The sequence below is a fragment of the Streptomyces canus genome (assembly GCF_030816965.1).
GTDB classification, from domain to species: Bacteria; Actinomycetota; Actinomycetes; order Streptomycetales; family Streptomycetaceae; genus Streptomyces; species Streptomyces canus_E.
The window spans coordinates 2282886-2299076 of record NZ_JAUSYQ010000002.1 but is presented as its reverse complement, the minus strand read 5'-3'; the positions used below and the strand labels follow the sequence as shown (position 1 = coordinate 2299076).

At 69.7% G+C, this 16191-nt stretch carries 18 protein-coding genes; 11 read left to right on the top strand and 7 right to left on the bottom strand.

The annotated features are described in order from the left end of the window. Positions 1–34 precede the first annotated feature (34 nt). Positions 35–1591 carry a S8 family serine peptidase gene (locus QF027_RS11560; protein WP_306983470.1) on the bottom strand — a complete coding sequence of 519 codons (1557 nt, stop codon included), beginning with the start codon at positions 1589–1591 and terminating at the stop codon, positions 35–37. A gap of 253 nt (positions 1592–1844) precedes the next feature. Here QF027_RS11560 and QF027_RS11555 point away from each other — a divergent pair, with 253 nt between their 5' ends. The 3 genes from QF027_RS11555 to moaA all read left to right on the top strand — a co-directional run bounded on the left by QF027_RS11555 (position 1845) and on the right by moaA (position 4964). Beyond that, positions 1845–2201 (top strand): DUF485 domain-containing protein, encoded by a 357-nt coding sequence (locus QF027_RS11555; protein WP_057618197.1) that lies wholly within the window; start codon positions 1845–1847, stop codon positions 2199–2201. Next, entirely contained in the window at positions 2198–3817 is a 1620-nt protein-coding gene (locus QF027_RS11550) for a solute symporter family protein (RefSeq protein ID WP_306983473.1), read from the top strand. The genes QF027_RS11555 and QF027_RS11550 overlap by 4 nt, the downstream gene beginning before the upstream one ends. A gap of 157 nt (positions 3818–3974) precedes the next feature. Continuing rightward, positions 3975–4964: a GTP 3',8-cyclase MoaA gene (gene moaA / locus QF027_RS11545; RefSeq protein ID WP_307074306.1), complete on the top strand. Its 990-nt coding sequence runs from the start codon at positions 3975–3977 to the stop codon at positions 4962–4964. On the opposite strand, the gene QF027_RS11540 is transcribed toward moaA, so the two are convergent. Beyond that, entirely contained in the window at positions 4961–5179 is a 219-nt protein-coding gene (locus QF027_RS11540) for a hypothetical protein (protein ID WP_307074304.1), read from the bottom strand. The two genes, moaA and QF027_RS11540, sit on opposite strands and share 4 nt — an antisense overlap. 203 nt (positions 5180–5382) lie before the next feature. Next, on the bottom strand, positions 5383–5781 hold the full coding sequence (locus QF027_RS11535; RefSeq protein WP_266379801.1) for a DUF3099 domain-containing protein: 399 nt from the start codon (positions 5779–5781) through the stop codon (positions 5383–5385). 247 nt (positions 5782–6028) lie between these two features. On the opposite strand from QF027_RS11535, the gene QF027_RS11530 reads away from it, so the two are divergent. Then, positions 6029–6307 (top strand): GlsB/YeaQ/YmgE family stress response membrane protein, encoded by a 279-nt coding sequence (locus tag QF027_RS11530; protein WP_306983479.1) that lies wholly within the window; start codon positions 6029–6031, stop codon positions 6305–6307. Positions 6308–6372: 65 nt separating this feature from the next. Here the strand turns inward: QF027_RS11530 and tyrS are convergent, their stop codons facing one another. The 3 genes from tyrS to QF027_RS11515 are packed head-to-tail and all read right to left on the bottom strand — an operon-like array spanning position 6373 to position 10613. Further along, positions 6373–7641, bottom strand: coding sequence for a tyrosine--tRNA ligase (gene tyrS / locus QF027_RS11525; RefSeq protein ID WP_306983481.1), 1269 nt, complete (start codon positions 7639–7641; stop codon positions 6373–6375). Positions 7642–7698: 57 nt separating this feature from the next. After that, positions 7699–9093, bottom strand: a complete 1395-nt coding sequence (locus QF027_RS11520; protein ID WP_307074302.1) for a metallopeptidase TldD-related protein — start codon at positions 9091–9093, stop codon at positions 7699–7701. Beyond that, on the bottom strand, positions 9090–10613 hold the full coding sequence (locus QF027_RS11515) for a TldD/PmbA family protein (RefSeq protein WP_307074300.1): 1524 nt from the start codon (positions 10611–10613) through the stop codon (positions 9090–9092). Before QF027_RS11515 ends, QF027_RS11520 begins: the two co-directional genes overlap by 4 nt. Positions 10614–10863: 250 nt before the next feature. On the opposite strand from QF027_RS11515, the gene fabG reads away from it, so the two are divergent. The 3 genes from fabG (at position 10864) to QF027_RS11500 (ending at position 12848) form a co-directional block, all read left to right on the top strand. Beyond that, positions 10864–11568 carry a 3-oxoacyl-[acyl-carrier-protein] reductase gene (fabG, locus tag QF027_RS11510; RefSeq protein WP_306983485.1) on the top strand — a complete coding sequence of 235 codons (705 nt, stop codon included), beginning with the start codon at positions 10864–10866 and terminating at the stop codon, positions 11566–11568. 5 nt (positions 11569–11573) lie between these two features. Then, a complete protein-coding gene (fabI, locus tag QF027_RS11505) occupies positions 11574–12341 on the top strand; it encodes an enoyl-ACP reductase FabI (protein ID WP_059206314.1) in 768 nt (255 codons plus the stop codon). Between the two features lie 153 nt (positions 12342–12494). Beyond that, on the top strand, positions 12495–12848 hold the full coding sequence (locus QF027_RS11500) for a hypothetical protein (RefSeq protein ID WP_307074297.1): 354 nt from the start codon (positions 12495–12497) through the stop codon (positions 12846–12848). Here QF027_RS11500 and QF027_RS11495 read toward each other — a convergent pair. Next, positions 12823–13518, bottom strand: coding sequence for a FadR/GntR family transcriptional regulator (locus QF027_RS11495; protein ID WP_307074295.1), 696 nt, complete (start codon positions 13516–13518; stop codon positions 12823–12825). The two genes, QF027_RS11500 and QF027_RS11495, sit on opposite strands and share 26 nt — an antisense overlap. 70 nt (positions 13519–13588) lie before the next feature. Between QF027_RS11495 and QF027_RS11490 the strand changes: the two genes are divergently transcribed. The 4 genes from QF027_RS11490 to QF027_RS11475 all read left to right on the top strand — a co-directional run bounded on the left by QF027_RS11490 (position 13589) and on the right by QF027_RS11475 (position 16151). After that, positions 13589–15013, top strand: coding sequence for a CynX/NimT family MFS transporter (locus QF027_RS11490; protein WP_307074293.1), 1425 nt, complete (start codon positions 13589–13591; stop codon positions 15011–15013). Between the two features lie 48 nt (positions 15014–15061). After that, the gene (locus QF027_RS11485) at positions 15062–15178 is read left to right on the top strand and encodes an SGM_5486 family transporter-associated protein (RefSeq protein ID WP_086724758.1); all 117 of its coding nucleotides are present in this window, start codon (positions 15062–15064) and stop codon (positions 15176–15178) included. Positions 15179–15360: 182 nt separating this feature from the next. Next, positions 15361–15567: a hypothetical protein gene (locus tag QF027_RS11480; RefSeq protein WP_306983496.1), complete on the top strand. Its 207-nt coding sequence runs from the start codon at positions 15361–15363 to the stop codon at positions 15565–15567. A 65-nt stretch (positions 15568–15632) separates the two neighbouring features. Continuing rightward, on the top strand, positions 15633–16151 hold the full coding sequence (locus tag QF027_RS11475; RefSeq protein ID WP_307074291.1) for a SixA phosphatase family protein: 519 nt from the start codon (positions 15633–15635) through the stop codon (positions 16149–16151). Positions 16152–16191: the final 40 nt, after the last annotated feature.

Sequence of the window (16191 nt, the reverse complement as noted above, 5' to 3'; positions counted from 1 at the left end):
CCAGTTCTTATGCGGGACAAGCGGTGCGGGCGGGTCACTTGACCGCGCGCAGCGCGTTGACGATGCCGAAGCCGTAGAACCCGTTGGCCCGGGTGCCGCCCTCGCACACCGCGTCCTGTGCGCCGTCGCCGTCCTGGTCGTAGGAGGCCGGGCAGCTCGTGGCGTCCGCCTGCGCCTTGAGCAGCGCCTGCAGTTGGGCCGGGCTCGCCTTGGGATGCGTCGACTTCAGCAACGCGGCGACGCCCGCGGCGTGCGGCGAGGCCATCGAAGTGCCCTGCAGGAAGCCGTACTCGCCGTTCGGCAGGGTGGACAGGATGCGGCCGTTCTGCGACGGCGTGTCCGGGATCTGGTAGAGCCGGTCGCCACCGGGGGCCGCGACGTCGATGACGCCCTTGCCGTACGAGGAGTAGTACGACTTGAGGTTCTTGACGCCCGTCGCACTGACCGTGACGACACCGGGCAACTGCGTCGGCACGTCGAAGCACTCGTGCGGATCGACGGTGCGCTCCACCGCAGTGGAGTCGTCGGGGCTGGACGCGTCGACGATCGCGTCGGAGTCCAGGTCGTCGTTGGAGTTGCCCGCCGACGCCAGGCTGAGCGTGCCCTTGTGCTGCGCGTACAGCTGCGCCCTGTTGACCGAATCAACAATGGCCCGCTGATCGGGGTCGTCCATGCAGTTGTACAGCCAGGGATCAACGTAGTAGCTGTTGTTCGTGATCTCGACGCCGTGGTCGGCGGCGAACACGAACGCGCACACGACGCTCTCCGGGTAGAAGAGGCCGTTGCTCCGGTCGGTCACGTTGATGGCCGAGACCTTCACGCCGGGCGCGACCCCGGCCACGCCGACACCGTTGCGGGCCGCGGCGATCTCACCGGCCACGTGTGTGCCGTGGTAGTCGTCCGCGGTGTACGGCCGCCAGGCGCCCGCGGTGGTGTCCGGGACACCACCGTCGCAGTTGGCCGACTGCGCGGCGGAGAAGTTCGGTGCGATGTCGGGGTGGGTGTCGTCGACGCCGGTGTCGATCACGGCGACGGTCACCTTGCGGCTGCCCGGGTTGATCTTGGCGGCCTTGTCGGCGCCTATCGCGCGCAGGTCCCACTGATCGGCCTCGAGGGGCTCGCTGTCCGGCGTGGCGGCCGAGGTCTTCGCGACCTTCGCGGCCTGCGCGTCCGACAGCACCTGGACCGCGCCCTCGTCCGTCGTGCCCGCCGGGGTCAGCGGCGAGGTGCGGGTGGCGCCGGCCGACTGAACCCCGCGCACCTTGCGGATCTTCTGGGCGAAGTCAGGCGCGGAGGAGTGGACGACGATCACGCCGATCTTCTCGTACGCGATCACGACGGTGCCGCCGGCCGCCGGTATCGCCTTCTTCACCGACGCGATCGTGCGGTGGTCCACCTTGGTGTTGACGACGTACGACAGGTTCGTCGCGTCCGCTGCCTGTGCCACGGACTCCGTGGCAGGGGCGGCCGAGGCCGCCGAGGGCAGAAAGCCGAGCGAGGCCGTGAGGGACAGCACGACGGGCACGGCGAGCGCGAGACGGTCTCTTGAACGTATCGAACGCCTCGAACGTCTGGAACGCGGCTGGGACATGGGGTCTCCACATCATCCGGAAACGAAACCGGCCCGAGACACAGGTGTCGCTCGGGCAGGTACATGACGGGTGGTGCAGGCCGAAGCTATCTCCCGAAGTCGCTGGCCAGCAATGACTTCCCCAAGGTGAGTTCGGAAAGAAGCAAAGCGAGTTGAACCGGTCCGAGCGTGCCGCCGTGACCTTGGGCAGGGAAGGCGAGGACACTCGCGCCCGATCCCCGTCACAACCGCATCCGCAACGCGAGGAGACTCCGTGGCCACCGACGCACCGCCACCCTCGAAAGAGACCCATAAACTCCCCACCACCGAGGAGTTCACCGAGGTGCAGGAGAGCGCGGAGTTCGGTGAACTGCGCCGCTCCTACCGCTCCTTCGCCTTTCCGCTGACCGTCGGCTTCATCGCCTGGTACCTGCTGTACGTCCTGCTGTCCAACTACGCGGGCGACTTCATGGGCACCAAGGTCGTCGGCAACATCAACATCGCCCTGGTCCTGGGCCTCGCCCAGTTCCTCACCACGTTCCTCATCGCCTGGTGGTACGCGCGCACCGCTGCCGCCCGCTTCGACCCCAAGGCCGAGGCGATCAAGTCCCGGATGGAGGGCGGCGCATGAGCCCCGCGATCACCCTGGCGGCCGGCGAGGCCAGCGAGCACCGAGGGCTGATCATCAGCCTGTTCGCGGTCTTCGTCCTCGCGACCCTCGTCATCACGGTCTGGGCCGGACGCCAGACCAAGGACGCCTCCGACTTCTACGCGGGCGGCCGCCAGTTCACCGGTTTCCAGAACGGCCTCGCCGTCTCCGGCGACTACATGTCCGCCGCGTCCTTCCTCGGCATCGCGGGCGCCATCGCCCTCTTCGGCTACGACGGCTTCCTGTACTCCATCGGCTTCCTGGTCGCCTGGCTCGTCGCCCTGCTCCTGGTCGCCGAACCGCTGCGCAACTCCGGCCGCTACACGATGGGCGACGTCCTCGCGTACCGGATGCGCCAGCGCCCGGTCCGCACGGCGGCCGGCACCTCCACCATCGTGGTCTCGATCTTCTACCTGCTGGCCCAGATGGCGGGCGCGGGTGTCCTGGTCTCCCTGCTGCTCGGCATCACCAGCGACGGCGGCAAGATCGGCATCGTCGCCCTGGTCGGCGTCCTGATGATCGTGTACGTCACCATCGGCGGCATGAAGGGCACCACCTGGGTCCAGATGGTCAAGGCCGTCCTGTTGATCGTCGGCGCCCTGCTGCTGACCTTCCTGGTCCTGCTGAAGTTCGACTTCAACGTCTCCGACCTGCTCGGCTCCGCCGCCGACAACAGCGGCAAGGGCGCGGCCTTCCTGGAGCCGGGCCTGAAGTACGGCGCCACGGGCACCACCAAGCTGGACTTCATCTCGCTCGGCATCGCCCTGGTCCTCGGCACCGCCGGTCTGCCGCACATCCTGATCCGCTTCTACACGGTGCCCACCGCCAAGGCCGCCCGTAAGTCGGTCATCTGGGCCATCGGCCTCATCGGCGCCTTCTACCTGATGACCCTCGCCCTCGGCTTCGGCGCCGCGGCCCTGATCAAGCCGGACGAGATCATCGCCTCCAACAAGGCGGGCAACACGGCGGCGCCACTGCTGGCCCTGCATCTGGGCGGCGTCGACTCCAACTGGGGCGCGATCCTGCTGGCCACCATCTCGGCGGTCGCCTTCGCCACGATCCTCGCGGTCGTCGCCGGCCTCACCCTGGCCTCGTCGTCGTCCTTCGCGCACGACATCTACGCGAACGTCATCAAGCGCGGTCAGGCCACCGAGAAGCAGGAGATGAGTGCGGCCCGCTGGGCGACCGTCGGTATCGGCGCGGTCTCCATCCTGCTGGGCGCCCTCGCCCGCGACCTCAACGTCGCAGGCCTCGTCGCGCTCGCCTTCGCGGTCGCCGCCTCGGCAAACCTGCCGACGATCATCTACAGCCTCTTCTGGAAGCGGTTCACCACCTCTGGCGCCCTGTGGTCGATCTACGGCGGACTCGTCACGGCGGTCGGCCTGGTGCTGTTCTCGCCGGTCGTCTCCGGCAAGCCCACCTCGATGTTCCCGGACGTCGACTTCCACTGGTTCCCGCTGGAGAACCCGGGTCTCATCTCGATCCCGGTCGGCTTCCTGCTCGGCATCATCGGCACCTACCTCTCCAAGGAGGAGCCGGACAAGGGCAAGTACGCGGAGCTGGAGGTCCGGTCGCTGACCGGTACCGGCGCCCACTGACACGCCCCCCGAAGCGGCCGTGTCGTAGATCTCTACGACACGGCCGCTTCGGACGTCGTGGGATCGGGCACTGTCGTTGTCAGCGACGTCACGTAGGCTCGCAGGTGACGGAAACCGATGGAGTCGGCACTGATCCGCGACGAGGGAGGGGGCCCACGTGCTCATCGACACCTACGGCCGGGTGGCCACCGACCTGAGAGTCTCGCTGACCGACCGCTGCAACCTGCGGTGCACGTACTGCATGCCGGAAGAGGGCCTGCAGTGGCTGGCCAAGCCCGATCTGCTCACCGACGACGAGATCGTCCGCCTGATCGACATCGCCGTGACCTCCCTCGGTATCGAGGAGGTCCGCTTCACCGGCGGTGAGCCCCTGCTGCGCCCCGGCCTGGTCGGCATCGTCGAGCGCGTCGCGGCTCTGGAGCCGCGCCCCCAGATGTCCCTCACCACCAACGGCATCGGCCTCAAGCGCACGGCCACCGCCCTCAAGGCCGCCGGCCTGGACCGGGTCAACGTCTCCCTCGACACCCTGCGTCCGGACGTCTTCAAGACCCTCACCCGCCGCAACCGCCACCAGGACGTCCTGGAGGGCCTGGACGCGGCCCGCGAGGCGGGCCTGACCCCGGTCAAGGTGAACTCCGTCCTGATGCCCGGACTGAACGACGACGAGGCCCCCGACCTCCTCGCCTGGGCGGTGGAGCACGACTACGAACTGCGCTTCATCGAGCAGATGCCCCTGGACGCCCAGCACGGCTGGAAGCGCGACGGCATGATCACCGCCGGGGACATCCTGACCTCCCTGCGCACCCGCTTCGACCTCACCGAGGAGGGCTCGGAGAAGCGCGGCTCAGCCCCCGCGGAACGCTGGATCGTGGACGGCGGTCCACACGTCGTGGGCGTCATCGCCTCGGTCACCCGCCCGTTCTGCGCGGCCTGCGACCGCACCCGCCTCACGGCCGACGGTCAGGTACGCAACTGCCTCTTCGCCCGCGAGGAGACAGACCTCCGAGCGGCGCTGCGCTCCGACGCCCCCGACGAGGAGATCGCCCGCATCTGGCGCGAGGCGATGTGGGGCAAGAAGGCGGGAGCGGGCCTGGACGACCCGACGTTCGTCCAGCCGGACCGGCCGATGTCGGCGATCGGCGGCTAGGCTTCTTCGGGCGCCTGCCAGTCCTCGAACTTCACGACATCCTTGAGGAAGCCCCGCACCCCGAGGAACTGCGACAGATGCTCCCGGTGCTCCTCACAGGCCAGCCACGTCTTGCGCCGCTCCGGCGTGTGGATCTTCGGGTTGTTCCACGCGAGCACCCACACGGCGTCGGCGCGGCAGCCCTTCGCGGAGCAGATCGGGGTCTCGTCACTCACGGATTTCGTCTCACAGGCGGGGAAAACGAGCGGGAAAGGAAGTGGGGGAAAAGGCGACGCCGAGCAGCCACGGGGGGAGCTGCCCGGCGTCGGTCTGTCGCTCCGACGGGGGATGCGGAGCGCGTACGAAGTATGTCACGGGTAACCCGTCGTACGGCACTGGAACAACATGATTGATCTGAGCTTTCCTTGAGCTTGGTGCTTCAGGTCCGCTCGCGGGGTTCGCCCCGCGCGCCCGACGCCGCTCCGCCCGCCCCGCCTTCCGGCACGGGTTCCGCGAAATCGTCATCGGCTCGCGGCGGCATGATCATCGGCGGGGTGGGAGCGGTCACGAAGGTCGACGGCAGTGAGGGCGCGTTCTCCCGCCCCGCGTTGGCGATGACAACGGCGATATAGGGCAGAACGGCCCCGAGTACCAGCGCGACGATCGCGACGTGCCGTTCGACGTTCCAGAGCGTGGCCGCGAGCACCACGGAAATCGTACGGACCGTCATCGAGATGACGTACCGGCGCTGACGTCCGCGCACGTCCTCCTGAAGGCTCGTCCTGGCTCCGGTGATCCGGAACACCTGGGCGCTGCCGCCGCCATGCTGCTTCCGCATCACATTCCACCATCCGCCCGCATCGGACTCTCCCCGTTCCCCGCATCCGCTTCTTACCCGGCGGAGGTACCGGGCCCGGACAGCTCCCACGTTACGCCGCGTCTGCGCCGCCTACGAGACCGGGGCACCTCCCGCCTGGGCGGACGGGCTCGCTCCCGGCACGTACGGCCGCACCCGGCATGCGGCGTAGCCCGAACGGACCGACACTGACCGTAATGCTCACGTCGAGCCGTACGAGGAGGCAGCCATGGGCTGGTTGTGGGCGATCATCGTGGGATTCGTGCTGGGCCTGATCGCCAAGGCGATCATCCCCGGGAAACAGCACAGTCCCCTCTGGCTGACCACTATCTTCGGCATGCTCGGCGCCATCGCCGGCAACGCCATGGCACGCGGGTTCGGTGTGGACGAGACCCCCGGCATCGACTGGAGCCGCCACGTCTTCCAGCTCATCGCCGCGATCATCATCGTGGGCTTCGGCGACATGCTCTACATGAAGACGCTGGGCAAGAGGAAACACCGGACCTGACAGCCGTACGGCAGAAGGGGGCGCCCTCCCTCGGGAGAGGCGCCCCCTTCTGCCGTGCTCAGGACCTAGGCCGACGTGACCTCGACCGCGGCCAGGTTCTTCTTGCCCCGGCGCAGCACGAGCCAGCGGCCGTGGAGGAGGTCCTCCTTGGCGGCAACCGCGTCCTCGGCCGAGACCTTGACGTTGTTCACGTAGGCCCCGCCCTCCTTCACCGTCCGCCGCGCGGCCGACTTGCTGGCCACGAGTCCCACCTCGGCGAACAGATCCACGACGGCACCGAGCTCGGCGACCCGGATGTGCGGCACCTCCGAGAGCGCCGCGGCCAGCGTCTTCTCGTCCAGCTCCGCCAGCTCCCCCTGCCCGAAGAGGGCACGGCTCGCGGCGATCACGGCGGCCGTCTGGTCGGCGCCGTGCACCAGCGTCGTCAGCTCCTCCGCCAGCGCCCGCTGCGCGGCCCGGGCCTGCGGACGCTCCTCGGTCTGCTTCTCCAGTTCCTCGAGCTCCTCGCGGGACCTGAAGGACAGGATGCGCATGTACGTCGAGATGTCCCGGTCGTCCACGTTCAGCCAGAACTGGTAGAAGGCGTACGGCGTCGTCATCTCCGGGTCGAGCCAGACGGCGCCACCCTCGGTCTTGCCGAACTTGGTGCCGTCCGCCTTGACCATCAGTGGCGTCGCGAGACAGTGCGCCTCGGCCTCGGGCTCCAGCTTGTGGATCAGGTCGAGCCCCGCCGTGAGGTTGCCCCACTGGTCGCTGCCGCCCTGCTGCAGCGTGCAGCCGTACCGCCGGTACAGCTCCAGGAAGTCCATGCCCTGGAGCAACTGGTAGCTGAACTCCGTGTAGCTGATGCCCTCCTGGGACTCCAGCCGGCGCGCGACCGAGTCCTTGGTGAGCATCTTGTTGACACGGAAGTGCTTGCCGATGTCCCGCAGGAACTCGATGGCCGACAGCCCGGCCGTCCAGTCCAGGTTGTTCACCATGACCGCGGCGTTCTCGCCCTCGAAGGACAGGAACGGCTCGATCTGCGCGCGCAGCCGGGACACCCAGTTCGCGACCGTCTCCGGGTCGTTCAGCGTGCGCTCGGCCGTGGGGCGGGGGTCGCCGATCTGACCGGTCGCCCCGCCCACCAGCGCCAGCGGGCGCAGACCCGCCTGCTGGAGCCGGCGCATGGTGAGGACCTGCACCAGGTGACCGACGTGCAGGCTGGCCGCCGTGGGGTCGAAACCGCAATAGAACGTGACGGGACCGTCCGCGAGCGCCTTGCGCAAAGCGTCCTCGTCAGTGGACAGGGCCCACAGCCCCCGCCACTTCAGCTCGTCGACGATGTCCGTCACGGTTCTCGTATCTCCTCGAAAGGTCCTCGGGCAGTCGAGTGACTACCGGCTACGAGGTTATACGCCCTGACTGACAGAACTCATATTGAAATCCGGCACCCGCAGCGGCGGCATCGCGGCCCTCGTGAAGTAGTCGCTCCATTCCCTCGGCAGCGTCTTCTCCGTCCGCCCCGCCTCCGTCGCCCGCCCCAGCAGGCCGACCGGCGACTCGTTGAACCGGAAGTTGTTGACCTCGCCGGTCACCTCGCCGTTCTCGACGAGGTACACGCCGTCCCGGGTCAACCCGGTGAGCAGCAGGGTGGCCGGGTCGACCTCGCGGATGTACCAGAGGCAGGTCAGCAGCAGCCCGCGCGTGGTGTTCGCGACCATCTCCTCCAGCGACAGGTCCGAGCCTCCGTCGAGGACGAGGCTGCCGGCCGCCGGGGCGACGGGCAGCCCGGTCAGGCCGGCGCTGTGCCGGGTCGTCATCAGATGCGCCAGCTCGCCCTGCCGGATCCAGTCGGTGGCGGCGACCGGCAGACCGTTGTCGAACACCGACTGGTCGCCCCCGGAGGAGTGCGCGACCACGAAGGGCGCGGATTCCAGGCCCGGCTCGTTCGGGTCGCTGCGCAGGGTCAGCGGGAGCTCGGTCAGCCTCTCGCCGACCCGGGTGCCGCCGCCCGGCTTGGAGAACACCGTCCGCCCCTCGGCCGCGTCCCGGCCCGACGCCGACCACAGCTGGTAGATGAGCAGATCGGCGACCGCGGTCGGCGGCAGCAGCGTCTCGTACCGCCCGGCGGGCAGCTGGTGGCGCCGCTCGGCCCATCCCAGGCGTACGGCGAGCTCGGCGTCCAGCACCGCCGGGTCGACGTCCTTGAAGTCCCGGGTGGAGCGTCCGGCCCAGGCCGAGCGGGTCCGGTCCGGCGACTTGGCGTTGAGCTCCAGCGTGCCGTTGGGCTGGTCGTGGCGCAGCCGCAGCCCCGTGGACGTGCCCACATACGTCGACACTAGTTCGTGGTTGGCGAAGCCGTACAGCTCGCGGCCGCCCGCACGCGCGCGTGCGAAGGACTCGCCGAGCGCCGGCGCGAAGTCGGCGAAGACGGCCGAGGAGGTCTCGGCGGGCGCGTCCGTGAAGTCCGGAGACTCCGGTACGCCCGTGACCAGCGGCTGGGCGTCCTCGGCGGGCGCGGCACCGCGCGCGGCGGCCTCCGCGGCCCGCACCAGCGGCTCCAGCTCGTCCGCGGTCACCGCGGACCGGGAAACCACGCCGGAGGCGGTGCCCTCCTTGCCGTCGACGGTCGCGACGACCGTGAGCGTGCGCCCGCGCGTGACACCGTTCGTGGTGAGCGCGTTGCCCGCCCAGCGCAGGTTGGCGGTCGACTGCTCGTCGGCGATCACGACACAGCCGTCGGCCTGGGACAGCGCGAGGGCCCGCTCGACGATTTCGTGCGGCTTGTTGGTGCGGGCGCTCATCGACCGGCCTCCTGCGTGGTGTTCAGAATGTTGACGCCCTTGAAGAGGGCCGACGGGCAGCCGTGCGAGACGGCCGCGACCTGGCCGGGCTGGGCCTTGCCGCAGTTGAAGGCGCCACCGAGGACATAGGTCTGCGGGCCGCCCACCGCGGCCATCGAGCCCCAGAAGTCGGTGGTGGTCGCCTGGTAGGCGACGTCCCGCAGCTGCCCGGTGATCCGCCCGTTCTCGATCCTGAAGAACCGCTGGCCGGTGAACTGGAAGTTGTAGCGCTGCATGTCGATCGACCAGGACCGGTCCCCGACGACATAGATGCCGCGGTCCACGCCCCCGATGAGGTCCTCGGTCGACATCCCGGCCGGGTCGGGCTGCAGCGACACGTTGGCCATGCGCTGCACCGGGACGTGCCCGGGGGAGTCGGCGTAGGCGCACCCGTTGGAGCGCTCGAACCCGGTCAGCTTCGCGATCCGCCGGTCCAGCTGGTAGCCGACGAGGGTGCCGTCCTTCACCAGGTCCCAGGACTGGCCCTCGACGCCCTCGTCGTCGTAGCCGATGGTCGCGAGGCCGTGCTCGGCGGTGCGGTCACCGGTGACGTTCATCAGCTCGGAGCCGTACCTGAGCTTGCCGAGCTGGTCGAAGGTGGCGAAGGAGGTGCCGGCGTAGGCCGCCTCGTAGCCGAGCGCGCGGTCCAGCTCGGTGGCGTGGCCGATGGACTCGTGGATGGTCAGCCACAGGTTGGACGGGTCGACGACGAGGTCGTACAGGCCCGCCTCGACACTGGGCGCCCGCATCTTCTCGGCGAGCAGCTGCGGGATCTGCTCCAGCTCGCTGTCCCAGTCCCAGCCGGTGCCCGTGAGGTACTCCCAGCCGCGGCCGACCGGCGGCGCGATGGTCCGCATCGAGTCGAACTCGCCGCTGGACTCGTCGACCGACACCGCGGTCAGCTGCGGGTGCAGCCGGACCCGCTGCTGCGTGGTCACGGTGCCGGCGGTGTCGGCGTAGAACTTGTTCTCGTGCACGGTGAGCAGCGAGGCGTCGACGTGGTTGACCCCGTCCGCCGCCAGCAGCCGCGCGCTCCAGTCCGCGAGCAGCGCCGCCTTCTCCTCGTCGGGCACGGAGAACGGATCGATCTCGTACGACGAGATCCAGGTACGGTCGGCGTGCACGGGCTCGTCGGCCAGCTCCACCCGCTCGTCGGACCCGGCCGCGCGGATCACCTGGGCGGAGAGCTTCGCCATGGCCACGGCCTGCGAGGCGACCTTGGCGGCGGCGTCCAGCGTCAGGTCCACGCCGGACGCGAAACCCCAGGTGCCGCCGTGGACGACCCGCACCGCGTACCCGAGGTCGGTGGTGTCCGACGAGCCCGAGGGTTTGGCGTCCCTGAGGCGCCAGGAGGCGCTGCGCACCCGCTCGAAGCGGAAGTCCGCGTGCTGCGCGCCGAGCGCACGCGCGCGTGCCAGCGCGGCGTCGGCGAGGGCACGTAGGGGAAGCGCTGTGAAGGCTTCGTCGATGGTATGAGGCACCTGGGTCTCTTCCTGTCGGCATGAGGTGGGCGAGGGGCTGCCCCGATCATGTCGCGGCGACCGGTGCGCGGACCACACGTTTGTGACCGCTGCCGGCATCTTTCTGTAGGGACCCGACAGCGAGTCCCGTAAGCCACTGTCGGTGCCCGAATGTCCGTGACAGCGACCGGCCCGATAGGTTTTCGGGGAAGCCGCCTGCCATCCAGGTGTTCGGGCGGGTGTGTCAGACCCCTAGGGAAAGGGTGATCCGTTGAGCCGCTCGGTTCTCGTCACCGGAGGCAACCGGGGCATCGGCCTCGCCATCGCCCGCGCATTCGCCGACGCCGGCGACAAGGTCGCGATCACGTACCGGTCGGGTGAGCCGCCGGCCGGCTTCCTGGCCGTCAAGTGCGACATCACCGACACCGAGCAGGTGGAGCAGGCCTACAAGGAGATCGAGGCCGAGCACGGCCCGGTCGAGGTGCTGATCGCCAACGCCGGCATCACCAAGGACCAGCTGCTGATGCGGATGTCCGAGGAGGACTTCACCTCGGTCGTCGACACCAACCTCACCGGCACCTTCCGCGTGGTCAAGCGTGCCAACCGCGGCATGCTGCGCGCCAAGAAGGGCCGGGTCGTCCTGATCTCCTCGGTCGTCGGTCTCTACGGCGGCCCCGGCCAGGCCAACTACGCCGCCTCCAAGGCCGCCCTCGTCGGCTTCGCGCGCTCCCTCGCCCGTGAGCTGGGCTCGCGCAACATCACCTTCAACGTCGTGGCGCCCGGCTTCGTCGACACCGACATGACCAAGGCGCTCACCGACGAGCAGCGCGAGGGCATCGTGAAGCAGGTGCCGCTCGGTCGTTACGCGCAGCCCGAGGAGGTCGCCGCGACGGTGCGGTTCCTGGCCTCGGACGACGCCTCGTACATCACTGGAGCCGTCATCCCCGTTGACGGCGGACTGGGAATGGGTCACTGAACACCATGAGCGGAATTCTCGAGGGCAAGCGCGTCCTGATCACCGGTGTGCTGATGGAGTCCTCCATCGCCTTCCACGCCGCCAAGCTGGCCCAGGAGCAGGGCGCCGAGATCATCCTGACCGCGTTCCCGCGGCCCACGCTGACCGAGCGCATCGCCAAGAAGCTCCCCAAGCCCACCAAGGTCATCGAGCTCGACGTCACCAACGACGAGCACCTCGGCCGGCTGGCCGACATCGTCGGCGAGGAGCTCGGCGGCCTCGACGGCGTCGTGCACTCCATCGGCTTCGCTCCGCAGGACGCGCTCGGCGGCAACTTCCTGAACACGCCGTTCGAGTCCGTGGCCACGGCCATGCACGTCTCGGCGTACTCCCTGAAGTCGCTCACCATGGCCTGCCTGCCGCTGATGCAGAACGGCGGCTCGGTCGTCGGCCTCACCTTCGACGCGCAGTACGCCTGGCCGCAGTACGACTGGATGGGCCCGGCCAAGGCCGCCCTGGAGGCCACCAGCCGCTACGTCGCGCGCGACCTGGGCAAGCAGAACATCCGCTGCAACCTCATTTCCGCGGGCCCGCTCGCCTCGATGGCCGCCAAGTCCATCCCGGGCTTCAGCGACCTGGCCGCCGTGTGGGACAACCGCTCCCCGCTGGAGTGGGACCTCAAGGACCCGGAGCCGGCCGGCAAGGGCATCGTCGCCCTGCTGAGCGACTGGTTCCCGAAGACCACCGGCGAGATCATCCACGTGGACGGCGGCCTGCACGCCATCGGAGCCTGATCTCCTGGACATCGTCGACGCCCCGTTCCCCCAGGGAGCGGGGCGTCCCCCGTTCGGCCTACCTGGCCGGGCGTGCACGGCCGGCAACTGGGCACCCTGGATTACGCCTTGATCTCGCGATTCCCTCCCCAGCACGGCCGAGGAGGTCCCCTTGTGCGCCTGTCCCGCAGTCCGGCCTCAGTGACCGCAGCCGTCTGTCTCGTGATCTCCTTGTCGTCCGAAGCGATGCCGCACGCACGCGCGGAAGCGCCCGGAGCCGCGGCTTCGGAGCTGTTCGGAGCCTCCTGCCGCAGCAGGGTCACCGGCTCCCGTGTGACCACCTACTGCCACAACCCCTATCCGCGCCCCGACGGAGTGCGCCTGCACATCGAGTGCGACCGCTGGTGGGACCTCGACAGCGACGGCGCCGAGGTCGAGGCCGGCCCCGCGCAGACCGTGCGGCTGACCGGCCGGTGCTGGAAAGAGGTCCGCTCGGTGTGGGTCAGCCACCGGAAGCTGGCGCGCTGAACCGTCCCGGACGGCACAGGAAGGGGTAACCTGCCGCCTCCTCGGCGGCCGCTGCCGCGTCGCCCGCGCGGATCGCGTCGACGAGCCGGGCGTGGTCCATGTACGTCTCCGGCGTCAGCTCCTCGCCGACGTCCTCACGCAGCCAGTCCCGCAGCACCTCGCCGAGGTCCGCGTACATCTCGGTCATCACGTCGTTGTGGGAGGCGGCCACCACGGCCAGGTGGAACGTGGAGTCGGCGGTCACGAAGGCCTCCGTGTCGCCCGACTCCCAGACCTGATCGCGCCGTACGAGAAGCGCGTCGAGCTGCTTGAGATCCTTCTCGGTGCGCCGCTCGGCGGCCAGGCGCGCCGCGGACGACTCCAGGGTGGACCGCAGCTCGGCGATGTGCCGGGGGTCCGCGTCGGCGAACCGGCGGTGCATCACACCGGCCAGCTCACTGGTCGCCACGACGTACGTCCCCGAGCCCTGGCGGATGTCCAGCAGGCCGTTGTGGGCGAGCGCGCGGACCGCCTCGCGGACCGTGTTGCGGGCGACCCCCAGCTGCCCGACCAGTTCGGGCTCCGTCGGGATCCGGGAGCCGACCGGCCACTCGCCCGAGGTGATCTGGTTGCGCAGCTCGGCGATGACCTGCTCGGACAGCGCCGAGCGGCGGGGATGGCTCAGGGGCATGGCACACCTTCGCACGGGCGGGACGAACGAGGACGCCCCGAGGATGGACAACCAATCATCCCATGATTCTATGATGGGTGGCATGGCAAGCGAGGAAACCCGGACACTGAAGTCCACGACCGCACCCGGTTCTGCGATCGCACGCGGTTCCGCGATCACGTGCGATTCCGTTGTCGCCCCGGAGGTTGTTGCCCCGGAGGTTGTCGCGCCGGAGAAGGGAGCCGCGGTGCCCCCCACGCGCGCGTGGGCGGTGCGCCTGGTCGTCGTCGGCATTGTGCTGTCCGCACTCAACCTCCGCCCCGCCATCACCAGTCTCGGCGCCCTTCTCGAAGAGGTGCGCGACGGACTCGGTATGAGCGGCAGCGTGGCCGGCCTGCTCACCTCGGTGCCCCCGCTGTGCTTCGCCGTCTTCGGCGTCATGGCCCCGCGTCTGGCCCGCCGTTTCGGCACGGGCGCGGTGGTGTGCGCGGGCATGGTCGCCATCACGGCAGGTCTGCTCATTCGGCCGTACACGGGCTCCACGGCGGGCTTTCTGGCCGCCAGTGCCCTCGCCCTCATGGGCATCGCCGTCAGCAACGTCCTGATGCCGGTCATCGTCAAGCGCTGGTTCCCCGACCGGGTCGGCTCCATGACCGGGCTGTACTCGATGGCCCTCGCCCTCGGCACCGCGGCCGCGGCCGCCGTGACCGTGCCGGTGACCGAGGCACTGGGCGGGAGCTGGCAGTCCGGGCTCACGGTGTGGGCGGGCCTGGCCGCGGCGGCCGTACTGCCGTGGATCCCGCTCGTACGGGACCGGGGAGCCGCTCCGGCGGAGCGGGAGGCCGGGCAAGGGGTCTCCGGGCATGTCCACGCGCGCGTGGACGGGGCGGGGCCGGTCCGGCAGGTGCACGCGCGCGTGGCGCCGCCCACGCTGCGGATCACTCGGAGCCGGACCGCCTGGGCACTCGCCGTGTTCTTCGGGCTCCAGGCCACCGCCGCCTACATCACCATGGGCTGGATGGCGCAGATCTTCCGGGACGCGGGCGTGTCCGCCGGCACGGCAGGGCTGCTGCTGGCGGTCACCATGGTGATGGGCGTCCCGCTGGCCTTCGTCATCCCGCGCGTGGCCACGCGGCTGCCGCACCAGGGCCCGATCGTGATCGCACTCGGCGCCTGCGGTCTCGCCGGATACGCGGGCCTGTACCTCGCCCCGGCCGCCGGTGCCTGGGCCTGGGCCGTCCTGCTCGGCGTCTCCAACTGTGCCTTCCCGCTGGCCCTCACCATGGTCGGGATGCGGGCCAGGACCGGCGCGGGCGTGGCCCAGCTGTCCGCCTTCGCGCAGAGCACCGGCTATCTGATCTCCATCCCCGGACCGCTCCTGGTGGGCGTGCTGTACCAGCACAGCGGCGGCTGGGGCCTGCCGATCGCGCTCATGGTCGGCCTGATGGTCCCGCAGATGCTGGTCGGCGTGCTCGCGGGCCGCGACCGCACGGTGGAGGACGAGGCGGCCCGCTGAGGTCACCCCGGCAGCCCTGGTAAGAGACCGGGGTGCGAGACTGGCCGTATGCCAGTGCTCGATCCGAATCCCCAGAACGGCCAGAAGAAGATGCTGCTGGTCTTCGGCTCGTTCTTCGCCATCTTCGTCGTCATCGCGATCATCGCGACGATCGCCTCGCCCTGATCCGGGCACCCGTTCCCCGGTCCGACGGTGGGGTTAACCCCCCTGTCCCCTAGGGGGCGAGTGTCAGGGTCAACTGGGTGGATCTCCGGATGGGTTGAGGGCCCCCGGTTCCGTAACTTCGAGATGTGACCGCGCCGCACCGGTCACCGCCCACCGGCCACTCGAAGACAGCGGAGGCACTCATGTCGGCCCCTACGCACACCCCGCCCCACCCGGCGTCCCGGGGCGGCGTCGACATCCGGCTGCCCTGGTGGGCCCTCGCCCTGCCGACGCTCGCCTTCGTGGTGCTCCTGGCCCTCATCCTCAACCCCGCCGACGCGCACGCGGCCTCCGGTGACCCGGCCGTCACCCAGTTCCTGGAGCGTGTACAGCAGCTGACAGCGCGCTGAGCACCCATAAAGCCGCCCGTCAACTACCTGCGCCCCATGGCCTGTTTCATGCGAAGCTGGATCCCATGAGCGTCGCAGAACCCCGCAGGATTGTCCTTTTCCGGCATGCGAAAGCCGACTGGCCGCAGGTGACCGATCATGAGCGGCCGCTCGCCGACCGTGGCCGCAAAGAATCAGCGGAGGCCGGACGACGACTGGTCGACTCCGGCATCTCCTTCGACCTGGCCCTCTGCTCCACCGCGACCCGGACCCGTGAGACCTGGAAGCTCGCCGTGCAGGAGTTCCCGCACCGGCCGAAAACGGTCTACGAGGAGCGGATCTACGAGGCCTCTCCCGGCGAGCTGATCGCCGTGTTGAACGAAACCCCGGACGACGTCCAGAACCTCGTCCTGATCGGCCACAACCCGGGCGTGCAGGGTCTCGCCGACGTCCTCGCCGGCGCCGCTGAGGGTGACGCCCGCCAGCGGATGAGCGCGCGCGGCTTCCCCGCCGCCGCCTTCGCCGTCCTGTCGCTCAGCGGTCCCTGGAAGACCCTGGAGCCGGGCGTGGCCACCCTCGCCGACTACTGGGCACCGTCCGACTGACCACGACCCCCACCGGCGCGTGACATCGGCAGGGGCCCGG

What these genes read in the sequence shown, in the direction of transcription:
- QF027_RS11560 (WP_306983470.1), bottom strand. Translation starts at nt 1,591, where the DNA reads ATGTCCCAGCCGCGTTCCAGACGTTCGAGGCGTTCGATACGTTCAAGA.
- QF027_RS11550 (WP_306983473.1), top strand. Translation starts at nt 2,198, where the DNA reads ATGAGCCCCGCGATCACCCTGGCGGCCGGCGAGGCCAGCGAGCACCGA.
- QF027_RS11535 (WP_266379801.1), bottom strand. Translation starts at nt 5,781, where the DNA reads ATGCGGAAGCAGCATGGCGGCGGCAGCGCCCAGGTGTTCCGGATCACC.
- QF027_RS11530 (WP_306983479.1), top strand. Translation starts at nt 6,029, where the DNA reads ATGGGCTGGTTGTGGGCGATCATCGTGGGATTCGTGCTGGGCCTGATC.
- QF027_RS11520 (WP_307074302.1), bottom strand. Translation starts at nt 9,093, where the DNA reads ATGAGCGCCCGCACCAACAAGCCGCACGAAATCGTCGAGCGGGCCCTC.
- fabI (WP_059206314.1), top strand. Translation starts at nt 11,574, where the DNA reads ATGAGCGGAATTCTCGAGGGCAAGCGCGTCCTGATCACCGGTGTGCTG.
- QF027_RS11495 (WP_307074295.1), bottom strand. Translation starts at nt 13,518, where the DNA reads ATGCCCCTGAGCCATCCCCGCCGCTCGGCGCTGTCCGAGCAGGTCATC.
- QF027_RS11490 (WP_307074293.1), top strand. Translation starts at nt 13,589, where the DNA reads ATGATGGGTGGCATGGCAAGCGAGGAAACCCGGACACTGAAGTCCACG.
- QF027_RS11485 (WP_086724758.1), top strand. Translation starts at nt 15,062, where the DNA reads ATGCCAGTGCTCGATCCGAATCCCCAGAACGGCCAGAAGAAGATGCTG.
- QF027_RS11480 (WP_306983496.1), top strand. Translation starts at nt 15,361, where the DNA reads ATGTCGGCCCCTACGCACACCCCGCCCCACCCGGCGTCCCGGGGCGGC.
- QF027_RS11475 (WP_307074291.1), top strand. Translation starts at nt 15,633, where the DNA reads ATGAGCGTCGCAGAACCCCGCAGGATTGTCCTTTTCCGGCATGCGAAA.